The sequence below is a fragment of the Myxococcales bacterium genome, from assembly GCA_016703425.1.
Classification (GTDB): domain Bacteria; phylum Myxococcota_A; class Polyangia; order Polyangiales; family Polyangiaceae; genus JADJCA01.
Window position 1 is genome coordinate 346,480 of sequence record JADJCA010000013.1, and the last position, 12,953, is coordinate 359,432.

At 68.6% G+C, this 12,953-nt stretch carries 10 protein-coding genes; 4 read left to right on the plus strand and 6 right to left on the minus strand.

Annotation, left to right across the window (positions count from 1 at the left end):
- Nucleotide 1: 1 nt before the first annotated feature.
- Genes IPG50_26440 through IPG50_26455 form a run of 4 tightly spaced genes read right to left on the minus strand, consistent with a single transcriptional unit; the run spans nucleotide 2 to nucleotide 6,913 of the window.
- Nucleotides 2-3,640 carry a HEAT repeat domain-containing protein gene (locus tag IPG50_26440; protein ID MBK6695719.1) on the minus strand — a complete coding sequence of 1,213 codons (3,639 nt, stop codon included), beginning with the start codon at nucleotides 3,638-3,640 and terminating at the stop codon, nucleotides 2-4.
- The gene (locus IPG50_26445; protein ID MBK6695720.1) at nucleotides 3,637-4,011 is read right to left on the minus strand and encodes a response regulator; all 375 of its coding nucleotides are present in this window, start codon (nucleotides 4,009-4,011) and stop codon (nucleotides 3,637-3,639) included. The genes IPG50_26440 and IPG50_26445 overlap by 4 nt, the downstream gene beginning before the upstream one ends.
- Entirely contained in the window at nucleotides 4,008-5,402 is a 1,395-nt protein-coding gene (locus tag IPG50_26450) for a HAMP domain-containing histidine kinase (protein ID MBK6695721.1), read from the minus strand. The genes IPG50_26445 and IPG50_26450 overlap by 4 nt, the downstream gene beginning before the upstream one ends.
- On the minus strand, nucleotides 5,399-6,913 hold the full coding sequence (locus tag IPG50_26455) for a glycosyltransferase family 2 protein (protein ID MBK6695722.1): 1,515 nt from the start codon (nucleotides 6,911-6,913) through the stop codon (nucleotides 5,399-5,401). Before IPG50_26455 ends, IPG50_26450 begins: the two co-directional genes overlap by 4 nt.
- A gap of 311 nt (nucleotides 6,914-7,224) precedes the next feature.
- Here IPG50_26455 and IPG50_26460 point away from each other — a divergent pair, with 311 nt between their 5' ends.
- Nucleotides 7,225-8,331, plus strand: coding sequence for a hypothetical protein (locus IPG50_26460; protein ID MBK6695723.1), 1,107 nt, complete (start codon nucleotides 7,225-7,227; stop codon nucleotides 8,329-8,331).
- A gap of 59 nt (nucleotides 8,332-8,390) precedes the next feature.
- Here the strand turns inward: IPG50_26460 and IPG50_26465 are convergent, their stop codons facing one another.
- Entirely contained in the window at nucleotides 8,391-8,705 is a 315-nt protein-coding gene (locus IPG50_26465) for a hypothetical protein (GenBank protein MBK6695724.1), read from the minus strand.
- Nucleotides 8,706-8,941: 236 nt separating this feature from the next.
- Between IPG50_26465 and IPG50_26470 the strand changes: the two genes are divergently transcribed.
- Both IPG50_26470 and IPG50_26475 read left to right on the plus strand, forming a co-directional pair.
- Nucleotides 8,942-10,063, plus strand: coding sequence for a beta-ketoacyl-ACP synthase III (locus IPG50_26470; protein MBK6695725.1), 1,122 nt, complete (start codon nucleotides 8,942-8,944; stop codon nucleotides 10,061-10,063).
- Nucleotides 10,064-10,147: 84 nt separating this feature from the next.
- On the plus strand, nucleotides 10,148-11,143 hold the full coding sequence (locus IPG50_26475; GenBank protein ID MBK6695726.1) for a DUF481 domain-containing protein: 996 nt from the start codon (nucleotides 10,148-10,150) through the stop codon (nucleotides 11,141-11,143).
- Here the strand turns inward: IPG50_26475 and IPG50_26480 are convergent.
- The gene (locus IPG50_26480; GenBank protein ID MBK6695727.1) at nucleotides 11,140-11,553 is read right to left on the minus strand and encodes a hypothetical protein; all 414 of its coding nucleotides are present in this window, start codon (nucleotides 11,551-11,553) and stop codon (nucleotides 11,140-11,142) included. The genes IPG50_26475 and IPG50_26480 overlap by 4 nt on opposite strands.
- A gap of 268 nt (nucleotides 11,554-11,821) precedes the next feature.
- Between IPG50_26480 and IPG50_26485 the strand changes: the two genes are divergently transcribed.
- Nucleotides 11,822-12,949: a GNAT family N-acetyltransferase gene (locus IPG50_26485; protein MBK6695728.1), complete on the plus strand. Its 1,128-nt coding sequence runs from the start codon at nucleotides 11,822-11,824 to the stop codon at nucleotides 12,947-12,949.
- Nucleotides 12,950-12,953: the final 4 nt, after the last annotated feature.

The window sequence follows — 12,953 nt, forward strand, 5'->3', positions numbered from 1 at the left end:
GTCAGCCGACCGTTCGGAGCATGGATCGCCTCGCCGCGTCGCGAACCGACGCCTCTGGGTCGGTCAACAGGTCCGTGATGCGGGCGCGGATGGCCTCGTCGTCGCTGCTGGCGAGCGCTCGGACGGCGGCGACGCGGACCTCCGGTGACGGGTCGCGAAGCGCGGGCAAGAGCAGCGAGCCGCGGCCGCCAGCGCCCAAGGCACCGATGGCGAGAACGACAGCGCGACGCTCGTCGACGCCCCCGCTGGAGGTCAGTCGCGCCGCGAGCACCTCGGAGATCTCCCTGGCGCGCGCGTCCTGACGAATCGCCAAGCGAGTGTCGAGGGCGGTCTTCGCGAAGAGCTTCGCAAAGATCATGACACCGTCGCCGTCGGGGCTCGCGGCTAGCGAGGCCAAGGCGGCGCCCCTCACCTCGGCGGCCGCGTCGGAGGTCATCTCAGCGAGCGCGTCGTGGGCGAGCGCGGCGGTCGAGCCCGTCACGCTCGCCAAGAGTGTGGCGGCACGACTTCGAACCTTCGTCGACGGATCTTGCCGGAAGTGCGCCGACGCATCGAGGAACTCCTCTCGCTTCGAGAGCACCTCGAGGACCGAGAGGCGAACGCCCTCGTCGGGATCGGTGGCGAGACCACGGAGCGATTCGCCAACGTCCGCCATGGGGAGCACACCGAGCGCGCGCGTGGCCTCGGCGCGGACGAGGGCAGACTGCGAGCGGAGGAGCTCGCGCAAGAGCGACGCCGTCTCCGGCGACGCGAGGAGGCCGAGCACGCGCACACAAGGCACGAGCAACATCGGCACGTCGATGCCCATCATCCAATCGACGAAGGCCATGGGATCGTCGCGGAAGCGCACTGCGAGCGTCTCCTCCACGAGCCCTTGCGCCGACGCCTCACCGCCACCAAGCCGCTTGAGCAACGCTTGCGTGACCTCCGGCTCGCGGCGACCCATGAGGCCGCGCACGCTCGCTTCCGCCACCCTTGTGTTGGGGTCCGAGATGGACCGCACGAAGGCTCGTCGGACCGCGGCCACATCGGCGTGCGGCTGGAGCGCGTCGGCGGCGGCGAGGCGGACCCCTTCGTCGGGGTCGGCCGTAACAGCGTCGCCCAACACCTCGTAGGCGCGCTCCACGCGAAGACGCGCGAGGGCCCGCACCGCGAGGCGTCGAGCGCTGACGTCGAGGCTCGACCGCAAGAGGCCCTCGTACTTCTCGACGAGCCCCCTCTGATCAACGTCGCGCACGACGTCGGCACCAGGGTCATCGAGCCCGACGGCGGAGAAAAACGCCGCCCGCACGACCGGATCCTCCTTCGCGAGAAAGCGCGTCGCCGCGTCGAGCGCCTGCGGGCGCGTCACCGCGTCGAGGACCATGCCCGTAGCCTGCTCCGTCCCCACAAGCGCGAGAGCGACCATCCGCGCCGCCGAATCGACGTCTTTGGCGGAAAGAATGACCTCCTCCGCCTCGTGGCGCGCCGCTCGCGCCAGCGAGACGAGCGCGCGATTGCGCACGAACGGGTCGGGGTCGGCGAGGCGGCGCGTCAGCGTCGGCACTACGCGGGCATCGCCAGCGCCACCGGCGCGACCCAAGGCATTGACGACGGCCGCTCGCACGCGTCCGTCGGGATCGTCGGCGGCGACTACGAGCACCGCCAGCGAGTCGAGTGTCTCGATCTTCGCGAGGGCGCCGGCGGCGCTCGCGCGGAGCGGCGCGCTCGGGTCTCGGAGGAACCGCGCAAGGACCGGCACGGCTCGCGGATCGAGCGTCTTTCCGAGCGTCCACGCGACACCGAGCCGCACGTCGAGGGACGTGCTCTTTTCGAGCTCGTCAAGGCGCGCGAAGAGCAGATCGCGGGCTCCGCGCGAGAGCGCCTCGGCGATCCTCTCGCGCACGTCGAGCGGCGCACCGGTCAGCGCCTTCATGAGCCCTTCGAAGGCCTCGGGGCTCACCGCAGACCCAAGCGCCGACACGGCCGCCATGCGGACCTCGAGCGACGCGTCGGTCAGGCGCAGGACGAGCGGCTCGACGATGACGTGACCCCGCCGGTCGCCAAGGGCGGTGACGGCGCGCAGACGCACCACGTCGCTCGGATCGCTGCTCGCACGAACGAGCAGCGGGTCAACCTCCTCAGACAGCACTCGCGCCGAAAGAATGATGACGTGAAGGCGCACCGGCACCGTGCCCGTGTCGTAGGCGGCGGCGATGGCCGCCACGTGCGTCGCCAACGACTCGGGCGGGTAGTTCGTCAGGGCCTCCGCGGCCGCTTCACGCACGGGCTCCTCGGGGTCCGTCAGCCGCTTCACCAGCGTCGAAATGCTCTTGTCGTCTCGCAGTCGCCCGAGGGCCTCGGCGATCGCCGCGCGAACCGGCCACGACTCGTCATCCATGGCCGAGGCCAAGAGCGGCGCGACACGGACTGCTCCGAGTTCGCCAGCGGCGCGCGCCGCGAGCGCGCGGACCTCAAACGATGCATGGTGCACATACGATGCGACGCTGTCGACAAGGCCCGCGCGCCCCAACTCCAAGAACGACTCGTAGGCGCGCTTCTGCGTCGTCGGGTCCTCCGACTGCAGCCGTTGAATAAGCTGTTCGAGGTGCCCAACGCGCTCCAGGGCGAGGGCGGCGCGACGGCGAACTTCGATGTTCGGGTCGCGCAGCGCCGTCTCGAGCGGCGTCGTGTCGAGCGCTCGCATGGTCTCGAAGGCCTCGAGGGCGCGAAGCCGAGTGGCGTAGTCGGGGTCGGCGAGGGCCGCCACGAGAACGTCGACGGCGCGTTCACCTTCGATCTTCGCCACGGCGCCGGCGGCGTGGGCGCGCACCTGCGGCGCCGGGTCGCGCAGCGTCGCTCGCACGAGGGGTTGCAGCGCCCGCGCGTCGCCGATGCTGCCGAGCGCCTCGGCGGCGGCCATGCGGAGAAGGTCGTCGCGATCGTTCAGGCGCGCCACGAGAGGATCGGTTGCGCGCCCATCGGCGATGCGTCCAAGCGCGCGGGCCGCCCAGACGCGAGCCGGCGACGGACCGCCACCGGTGACGAGCTCAAGGAGCGGCGGCACGGCCAACTCGCCGAAGGCCACGAGCGCCTCGGCGACTGTGCGCGAGGCCTTTCCGTCAGTGTCGCTCAGCTCGGCCACCAAGAGCGGGATGGCGCTCTGGTCGCGGAGCTTCGCGAGGGCCGTGGCGGCGGCGACCTTCACCGAGTCCTCGTCCTCGTGGGGATCACGCAGCGCCGCCACGAGGGCGGGCACGGCGGCCGGAGCCGCGGCGGCACCGAGCGTCTCCGCCGCGTGCGTGCGCTCGCTCCACTTGCGCGCATCGCGGAGGAGCTTCGCGTATTGCTCGACCAGCCCGAGATCCACGAACAGCCTCTGCCCGAGCGCCCTCGTGGCCGCGTCTTCGTGATGAATGAGCTGAAGGACGACGCGCTGCCCCGTGATGGGGTCGAAGCGGGCCTTGAGCTCCGCCGCGAGATCTTCCGGAAGACGGTCGGCGTCGGCAGCGAGGAGCTTGCGGGCCGCCTCGACCTTCGCCAAGGCGCGCTTCGTACCGCGCCGGCGCAGCGCCTCGCGCGAGAGGATCCAGAGCGTCGGCGCGAGCGCGAGCGCCACGAGCAGCGCCGTCAGGATCTGCGCGACGCCAACGGGCTTCATGGCTGTTCGAGGAGCGCCGTCACCTTCTGGATGACGGTCGCCGGATCGATCGGCTTGTTGAGGAACGCGTCGGCGCCAGACTGCATGGCCCAGAAGCGGTCGGCGGGGTCAGTCTTCGCCGTGAGGATGATGACCGGGATGTTCTTGTCGATCCGCTTAATGGCGCGGCACGCCTGGTAGCCGTTCAGCTCCGGCATCGTCACGTCGAGCACGACGATGTCGGGCCTGTCGCGTTCGACGCACGCGATGGCCAGCTCGCCATTTTGCGCAATGGTGGTGCGATGACCGAGCGCCTTGAGGCGCACCTCGAGGATCTCCAGACCCATGGGGTTGTCGTCGACGAGCAGGACGTGCGCGCTGGCTTTGCTCACCGACCGCCCCCGCGACTGGTCGGCCCGGAGGCGTCGTCGGCGGCTTCCCGCAGCGCCGTCTCGGTGACACGGAAGCCGGTCCGGGGGATCGCGACAACGGTCCTGCAATCGCCGATGAGCTCGACGAGCTTCGCGCCGTCGGCTTCGACCTCCTCGACGCCCCACACCTCGAGCGCCGCGACCAGCCGCTGCGCCGCGGCTGCGTCGTCGACGAAGAGGACCCCTTGCTCCCTGCGCCGGCGCAGGTCGAGCGGCAAGGTGACGACGAAGGACGCGCCACCCAACTGGGAATCGCGGACGACAACGTTGCCGCCGTGGAGCTGGACGACGTCGCGACAGACCGCGAGACCTACGCCTGTGCCTGGCACGTGCGAGTGCGCCGCGACGCGATACCCGCGCTCGAACACCTTCTCGCGCTCGGCTTCCTCGATGCCGGGCCCCGAGTCGTTGACGACGATGCGGGCGCACCGTCGGCCTTGAACGCCGGGCCCTTCACCGGTGGCGACATCGACGAGTACGGCCACCGCGCCCCCCTCCGGGGTGAACTTGATGGCGTTGACGACGAGGTTCGTGACGAGCTGCTTGAGTTGAGTTGGATCACCCCAGATGTAGCGAGGGCCGGCGGCCTCGATGCTGAAGCGAATGGATCGATCGGCGGCGAGGCTCTCGAAGAGGCCCGCGGTCTTCTGCACCAGCGCGGCAAGATCGAAGCGATGCCGGCGGCGCGCCAGCCGGCGGACCGAGGGGGGGGGCGCATCGGGGACGTCGGCTTGCGCGCGCGCGGTGCCGGAGAATCGCTCTAGCAGCGTCGTGAGCCCTTGTATGGCCGAAAGGATTTGCGCGACGTGCGTCGCCTGTGGCGGCGTGAGATCGCCAGCGAATCCATCGCGCATGTTGGCCGCGTAGCCCAGCGCCACACCGCAAAGTGCGCCGGCGTCGTGAGCGGCCGTCTGCGCGTCGCGAACCATGGCACCGAGTCGCTTCCCGAGGACCTCGGCGCGCTCCATGTGAAAGCCCACATCCGAGTGCCGCGCCCGCGACAGGGCCTCGTCGATGCGCAGGGCGAGCTGACCGTCATCGCTCGAGAGCTCAACCATCGACACGGGGCCGAGGAGCGCACACCGAAACGCCGGCAGGCCCGCGTCAACGAGCGCGACGGCCGGCGTCAGGCGCCGCGACGACGCGTGAAAGGCCGAAGCGAACGCCGCGAACAGCTCGGGGCTCGTTCCGACGTCAAGGACGAGCGCGTCGACGCCGGAATCGAGCTCGGGCGCCAAATCGGCCACGGGCACCTCGCGGACCGTGGCACCGACGGCCAAAAGCAAGTCGGCGGCGCGACGGTCGACGCCCGGCGCCATGACGACGAGAACGATGCTCCCGGCGAGGCTCATGTCGCCCTCGGCGCAAAGCCCTTGCGGGCAAATTTGTCCCAGCCTTGCTTGCCCTTCATGAAGTCCCAGAGCCCTTTGAGTTGCCACGCCACCAGGTACTGGCGGTAGCCGAGGTTCGAGATGAAGCCGGCAAACAAGAGCACGACGATGTCCCTCAGGCGGCCGTAGCGAAAGAGCGTCATTCCCTCGGCATCGGTCTTCGTGCCGCGCGAAGACATCACGCAGAGAAGCACCGAGAGTGAGCTCAGCGCGAGGTTCACGGCGGCCGCGAGGCCAATGAAGGTGAGGAGGGCCGTGCCTGAGAGGACGCCGAGGGCCAGCGTCATCAGGAGAATGATGTAGCCGGCACACTCGATGATCGGCGCCGCAGCCTCGAAGACGAGCTGGTACGGGAGCGAGAAGAGCCCGATCTGCTTGAAGCGCGGGTTGAACATCATGCTGCGGTGGTAGCTAAGGACCTCCAAGAGGCCGCGATACCAGCGCGAGCGCTGCTTGCCGATGTCGCGATAGTTTTCCGGCGCTTCTGTCCAGGCCGTGGCGAAGGGCAGAATGACCACTTTGCCGGGGATCTTCTTGTCGAGCAGGAAGCGATGAAGGCGGACGACGATCTCCATGTCTTCGCAGACGGTGTGCACCCCGGCGCCGCAATATTCGATGCCAACCTTGGAGCGCATGGTCTTGGTGAGAAACCCGCCGATGCGAAGCACCAAGTCGCGACGCATGAGCGCAAAGACGCCGAAGAGCACGAGGAGCGAGCGCAAGGCGGCGAAGGCCACGCGGCCTTGGGCGAAGGACCGCATGTACTCGACGATCTGGAAGCGTCCGATCCACGTCTTGGGCAAGCGCATCTCGACGACGCGCCCGTTTTCGACCAGCGAGCCGTTCGAAATTCCGACCTGCACCCCCACCGCGACGATGCCTTCCTTGTCCTCGACGATGGGCCGGGCCGCGAGGAGCAGCGCGTCGGGCGTCAGGAGGCTATCGGCGTCCATGCTCGTGACGTATTCGCCCTGCGCGACGTTGATGCAGGCGTTGAGGGCGTCGGCCTTGCCGCCGTTCTCCTTGTCGATGAGCATGAGGCGCCTAAGGCCCGTAGGGAGCGGCCCGCGCACCTCGTAGAAGCCTCGAATCGGCGCGGTGGCGAGGCGGTCGTCGTAGTCGAGTTCCGTGCGGACGAAGTGAAAGGCCCGGAGCAACTCTTCCACCGTCTTGTCCTTGGAGCCGTCATTGCAGATGACGATCTCGAAGGACGGGTACCTAAGGCGCAGGAGCGAGCGGATGCTCTCGCAGATCGTGACCTCTTCGTTGTACGCGGGGACGAGCAAGGTGATGTGCGGGAGGAAGTGGTCCTTCTCCTTCGCGAGCGCGGGACTCACGTGCTCTTGGGCGAGCACCTCGCCGATGCGCCGGAGGCTCATGAGGACGAAGGCCATGTTGATGGCGAAGAACACGACGATGTAAGCGAGGACCGCGGCGTCGAGCGCGAAGAGGAGCGTCGTAACGAGCCGCATGGGAGGTGTGCGAGGGTGGCCGGTGCCGTGACCGGTGGCCGAGCAACCCCCGAAATTTACGGCGATTCCGGCGCGGCCGCCAACAATCGGGAGGGGCTCCCGGTAGGGAACGGACGAGCAGGTAAAATGGCGACCGCGCCCCCCCTTTCCCCCGAAGGGAGTGCCCCCGAGGGCTCGCCGCCAGGCTTTTGGCACGCAAGGGGGCGCGGCGCGCGCTCACCGAAGCGCTTATATCGGGAGGTCGCCGGCGAGCCTCGGCAGCCTTCGACGTCCGATGGCGGGCGCCGCGACGGGGGCGGTAGAGTGCTCCGATGCGGCAGCGCATCCTTCGGATCGCGCTCGTGGTCCTCATCATGGGCGTCGTCTTGTTCGGGCCCCACATCGCCTGGCGACTCTTGCCTGCCCGCACGCTGGCCGTTGTCGTCGTCGACAAGACCGTCCCCTTCAAGAAATACAGGGAACACGCAGCCATTCCGTGGCTCTTGCACGCCATGAAGGTGCGGGACAAAGCTGGCGCGTTTCTCGACCCGGCGCGCGACTACGTCGGCTTCGACCCCGAGAGCAAGAAGGGCCACGACCTCACTGCCGCTCACCTCGACGGCGCCGACGCCCTCGTCATCGCCGACACCTACGGCGTCTACGTCGGCGACTACGAGAAGCCTGGCGACATCGCTGCCCTCGAACGTTCGCCAAAGATCTACGGCGGCTTCACGGGCGAGGAGGCCGCCGCGATCGAGGCCTTCGCCGCGCAAGGTCACCTCATCATCGGCGAGTTCAACACCTTCGCGTCGCCCACCGACGACCGTGTTCGGGCACGCCTCGAGGACGTCTTCGGTGCACGGTGGACGAAGTGGGTGGGCCGCTACTGGCCCAAGCTCGAAGACGAGAACGAGGTTCCGCGCTGGGTGGCGCGGGTCTACGAGCGCCTGGAGAAGAAACCCTTCTTGTTCAGGGGCGGCGGCTTCGTGCTCGTGCGCGAGGACGCGGAGATCATCGTGCTCGAGGAGGGCAAAGACCTGGGCCCGGCAGTGGTGGAGCAGCGACGGACACCCGCCGGCGCCGAACTTGGCTTGCCGGAGCGGGGTGGCTTCTGGTTCTGGATGGACATCGTCGAAGCGCGCGGCTCCGAGGTGCTCTTCGAGCACGTGCTCGACGTCACGCCGACGGGCAAAGAGAAGCTCGACGTTCACCGCGTCCCGGCGCGCTTCCCGGCGCTCGTCCGAAAGAAGAGCGTCTACTACCTTGCCGGCGACTTCGTCGACACCGCCCTCGAGCTCGGTGATCCGGAGCGCGCGGGCCTCCTGCCGTACCGGCGCCGCGCCCTCGGTTGGGGCGGCGGCACCTCGTCCGACGAAGCGTTCTTCTGGGGCTTCTACGCGCCCATCGTGACGCAGCTTTTCACGTCACGATTGCCTTAGCGCGCACTTCTTGGCGCGAGCGCGCTCCCATCGCGGCGTCCCCGTGTGAGCGCACAAGGTTAATGGAGCGGAGCCGGGGGCCGCGAGCTGCGAATGCGGAGGCTCGTGACCGCGGCCGTCGCGTGGAAACGAATGTCGGCGACGTCGGCCGTCGGCTCGCTCGCGACGACGAGCGCGCCCGTCGGCAAGCGACGCACCAGGAGCCGCGCGCCAGGCACATCGACCAGCGTCCCCTCCGGGGAAGCCGCGACGTCACTCATCGTCTGGAGCAGCTGCACATCGCCCGCCGACGTGACAACGACACCGCCATCGTCGAACAGCGCGACGGCGCGCGCGCCCCGAGCCATGCACAGTCGCTCAACCACTTCTTTCATGATCGGCCCCCCCTCGCGCCGTTCATCGGCACAAGCACGCGGAGGGTAGTGCCTGCGCGAGCCGCGATCGATCCGGAAGACCGCGCATTTGCGGCGGTTCCGCCCGATTTGTCCCCCCAACGCGGACCAATTCCAGCGGCAACGCCAAGTTCGTCTCTCATGGGAGACAGGCGAAAGCAGCCGGCGTGCTGCGAATGCGTTGCGCGATGGGATCCGTCGAAGTAAACCCCCGTCGAATGACCTCCATCGCCATCACCGGCACCGGACTCTACGCGCCCGCCGACGTTGTCTCCAACGATGAGCTCGTCGCGTCGTTCAACGCCTACGCCGCCGCGGAAAACGAGAGGAACGCTGCCCTCATCGCGAGCGGCGCGGCGGTCGCCATCGAGCCTTCAAGCTCGGAGTTCGTATTCAAGGCGTCGGGCATCGCGAGGCGCCATGTCGTCGACCGCCGCGGCGTGCTCGACCCCAAGATCATGGCCCCGCGCATCGCCGAGCGGGACAACGATCAGCATTCGCTGCAGTGCGAGATGTCGATCGCGGCCGCGCGGCAGGCCCTTGATGAGGCGCGGCGCGACGCCGAGGGCGTCGACGCGGTCATCGTGGCGTGCTCGAACCTGCAACGCCCCTACCCCGCCGTGGCCGTCGAAGTTCAGGAGGCGCTCGGTGCCCGCGGCTTCGCCTTCGACATGAACGTCGCGTGCTCGTCGGCCACCTTCGCCATCTCGATGGCACGGGACTTCATCGCGCAGGGCAGCGCGCGACGCGTCCTCGTCGTCAATCCCGAGATCTGCTCGGCCCACCTCAACTTCCGCGATCGCGAGAGCCACTTCATCTTCGGCGACGCGTGCACCGCCGTGCTCGTTGAAGCGCTCGACGGCTGTCGTGCGGCGTCGCCCTTCGAGATCTTGTCGACGCGACTCGTCACCAAGTTCTCCAGCGCCATTCGAAACAACATGGGCTTCTTGAGCCGCGCGGCGCCAGAACGCCGCGACGACGCCGACAAACTCTTCGTTCAGCAGGGCCGCAAGGTCTTCAAGGAGGTCTCGCCCATGGTCGCCGACCTCATCGGCGACCACCTCGACGAGACGGGCATCGACCGGGCGCAGGTTCGGCGCATGTGGCTCCATCAGGCCAACCTGACCATGAACCAGTGGATCGCGCGAAAGGTCCTCGGCCGCGACGTGAGCGCCGAAGAGGCTCCTTCTGAGCTGGCCGAATACGGCAACACGAGCTCTTGCGGTTCGATCATCGCGTTCCACTCGCACAAAACCGGCCTCTCGCGGGGCGACGTCGGCGTCATCTGCTCGTTCGGCGCAGGCTATTCCGCGGGGAGTGTCCTCGTGGCCGCGCGCTAGCGTAGCCAGCCAGCGAGTCGCGCCCTCCTTTTTTTCTCGAACGCCGCGCGCGCGGTGCGGTACACGAGGGCTCCGGTTCGCGCGATGCTCCTTGGCTTTCGTCTTCTTGCGGGTGCGGCGCTGCTCGCGGCGGCTCCCCTAGCCACGGCGGCGGAGCCGCCCGACGCGAAGGCTTTGGCGCCAGCCGCCAAGGCCCCCGACGACGCCCCCGTCGTCGGCAAGGCGCCCGACGACGGAACCGTGATCGCTGTGTCTTCCGGCGGCATGCTGACGAGCGGAAACTCGCGCGTCCTCGCCGTGACCGCGAGCGGCGTGTTCGAGTCGCGCTTCGGAAGAAACGCCGCCGGCGCGTCCCTGCTGGGCAACTACGGCCACGGCGCGGCGCCGGGGAGCCCCGTCGCGGCCACAGCGCAGAACATCCAAGGGCGCCTTCGATACGATCGGTACGCCATCGATCGGGCGAGCGTGTTCCTCTTGCTCACCGGTCGCCATGACCGCTTCCAGGGTCTCGACTTCCGGTTCAACGTTGACCCCGGCCTGAAGGTCCTCTTCGTCAAGGACACGACGTCAGCGTTTTGGGGTGAGGCCGGCTACGACCTGCAGCACGACGTCAGGCGCGACGACGCGCGCGTCGTGCTCGACGGCGACAAGACCCCAGTGCTCGATGGCGGCGGTCATCCGGTGCGCGTCGACAAGACGCTAACGGATCACTCGTCACGCCTCTTCGTGGGCTACCGCCGCGCCTTCAACCGAGAGGTCACGCTGACGTTGGGGCTTGAGCACCTGCAGAGCGTCATCGCGAGCACCAGGTGGCGGATGAACTTCGACGCGCTCCTCGCGGCAAGGATCGTCGGGGGCTTGGCCTTCGGTTTTGGCTTCGGCGCTCGATACGATCACGCGCCATTGCCGGGCAAGGCCGACATGGACACAACGATGACGGCGAGCCTCATCTTCGCGTTCAGCGACCTGCCCAGAGCGAAAGACAAGACCGCGCCTTGCCCTGCGTGCCCGCCCCTCACGCTGCCGCCGCCGCCGCCGCCACAATTCGAGCCCGCGGCCGAGACAACGCGCGCTCCTTAGCGGTTTCGGCGCCGATCGAGGTCGGCTCGCCTCGGGGCGCGCCCCGCCGACACCGGTGGCGGCACCAGGCTGGTGATCTTGATGCCCCGTAATAAGGCGTCGAGCTCGCGACGAGCCACCTCACGCGTCGGGCCTTCGGGGATTCGACTCAGGAGCGCGTGCCCGAGCGCCAGCGCCGAGACCATGTCACCCGGCTCGCCGTGTTCGGCGATCTCGGCGGTCACCCACTTCCGAGCCTCGGCCCCGGCGTAGCTCTCGATGAACGGCACGAACGCCGCCCGAATGCGCTCACCAAACGACGCGAAGCGAGCTCCGCCCACGGTCTCGACGGGGGCCACCCCGGCCCACGGTGAAATGAGATCTCGAACGGTGCTGCCATCGAGCTTCGAACCGCCCTTGGTATCCGCCATCTCTGCCTTCCCGGCCGCGCCAAGCGCATGAAGCGACCAGCTTCGAAGCGTCGCAGGCCAACGCGCCTCTGTCGAGCACGCGAGAGCGGCGCAGGCGTGCCTACAGTGTCGGCGCGAGCAGCATCGCGCGCTCATTTGGTGATCCGCCATCTTGGGAGCGGCCATGAGGGCTGTGAGTGCCATGCGCGAACCACCGCCAGCCCCCCCGTCGCACACCACCTCCCGGCCCTCCTCCGTCGCCGCGCCCAGCAGCAGGCCACACTGCGTCGTGCGCGAGCTCCGGGACGTTCGCGAGCTCGAGGCTCACCTCGATGCATTGTACAAGCTGCAGCACGAGGCCCTGGAAGACAACGGCTACGTGGCGCCAGCGTTCCTCCTGCCACTGCTGCGGCAGTTCGAAGGCCCAAGCACGCGCATCCTGACAGTCTGGAACGACACGACTCGCGAGCTCGTCTTGGTGATGCCGGTGACGCGCCTGTCGCCGTCTCGGCGCGTGCCACTGCCGGCGCTCTCAACGTTCACGACCCCGCACGGCCGAATGATGCAGCCCATCGTGCACGGCGCGTACGCCGCAGCGGCGCTTCGGGCCCTGTGGGACTGGATCGAGGCTCCGGAGCGCCCCTGGCACCTCGTTCTTCTCGAGCACGTCTGGGACGAGTCACCGTTCTACCGGCTGCTGCGAGCCGAACTTCAGCACCGCGGCTCGCCGCTCTTGACGCGCGAAGCGACCCTGCGGCCAGTGCTGCAGCGGCGCGCGTCGTTCGACGCGTACCTCGGAGAGCTCGCGGCGGCGCGACGCAAAGGGTACCGGCGCAAGCTGCGTGACCTCGAGAAACGCGGCAGGGTCAGCGTGCACGTGCATCGGGATCTCGCACGCGACCCTGCGCTCGCGACGCGCTTCATGGAGATCGAGCGGAGGGGATGGAAAGGCGCGGCCGGCACGGCGCTCGCGGCGGCGCCGCGGGACCGCGCCTTCTTCACCGAGTGCGTGGCCCGCTCCGCGGCTCGCGGCGAACTGTACGCTGTAGAGCTCCAGCTCGACGGCGTGGCCATCGCGATGTCGGTGAACTTCCTCGTCGGGGAGACGCTCTTCGCCTTCAAGATCGGCTTCGACGAGGCCTTCGCCGACTACTCTCCCGGCATCTTGGTCGAGCTCGAAGGGCTACGGCACCTGCACGAGCAACAGGTGGCGAACGTCGTCGAGACCGGAAGCGCGGTCGGCTCATACGTGGAGAGCTATTTCTTCGACCGACGCCGAATGCAGTGGTTGTGGACCCCCACGAGGCGTCCTTCGGGACGAGCCCTCATCACGCTATTCCCCGTGGCTCAACGCTTCCGCGCGGGGGCGTTGGCTGCGCTCGCACGGTTGCGGACCGCTACGAGCCGCGCCGTCTGAGCGC

Coding starts and splice junctions, on each gene's coding strand:
- IPG50_26450 (MBK6695721.1), bottom strand. CDS start 5,402: ATGAGCCTCGCCGGGAGCATCGTTCTCGTCGTCATGGCGCCGGGCGTC.
- IPG50_26455 (MBK6695722.1), bottom strand. CDS start 6,913: ATGCGGCTCGTTACGACGCTCCTCTTCGCGCTCGACGCCGCGGTCCTC.
- IPG50_26460 (MBK6695723.1), top strand. CDS start 7,225: ATGCGGCAGCGCATCCTTCGGATCGCGCTCGTGGTCCTCATCATGGGC.
- IPG50_26440 (MBK6695719.1), bottom strand. CDS start 3,640: ATGAAGCCCGTTGGCGTCGCGCAGATCCTGACGGCGCTGCTCGTGGCG.
- IPG50_26465 (MBK6695724.1), bottom strand. CDS start 8,705: ATGAAAGAAGTGGTTGAGCGACTGTGCATGGCTCGGGGCGCGCGCGCC.
- IPG50_26470 (MBK6695725.1), top strand. CDS start 8,942: ATGACCTCCATCGCCATCACCGGCACCGGACTCTACGCGCCCGCCGAC.
- IPG50_26480 (MBK6695727.1), bottom strand. CDS start 11,553: ATGGCGGATACCAAGGGCGGTTCGAAGCTCGATGGCAGCACCGTTCGA.
- IPG50_26475 (MBK6695726.1), top strand. CDS start 10,148: ATGCTCCTTGGCTTTCGTCTTCTTGCGGGTGCGGCGCTGCTCGCGGCG.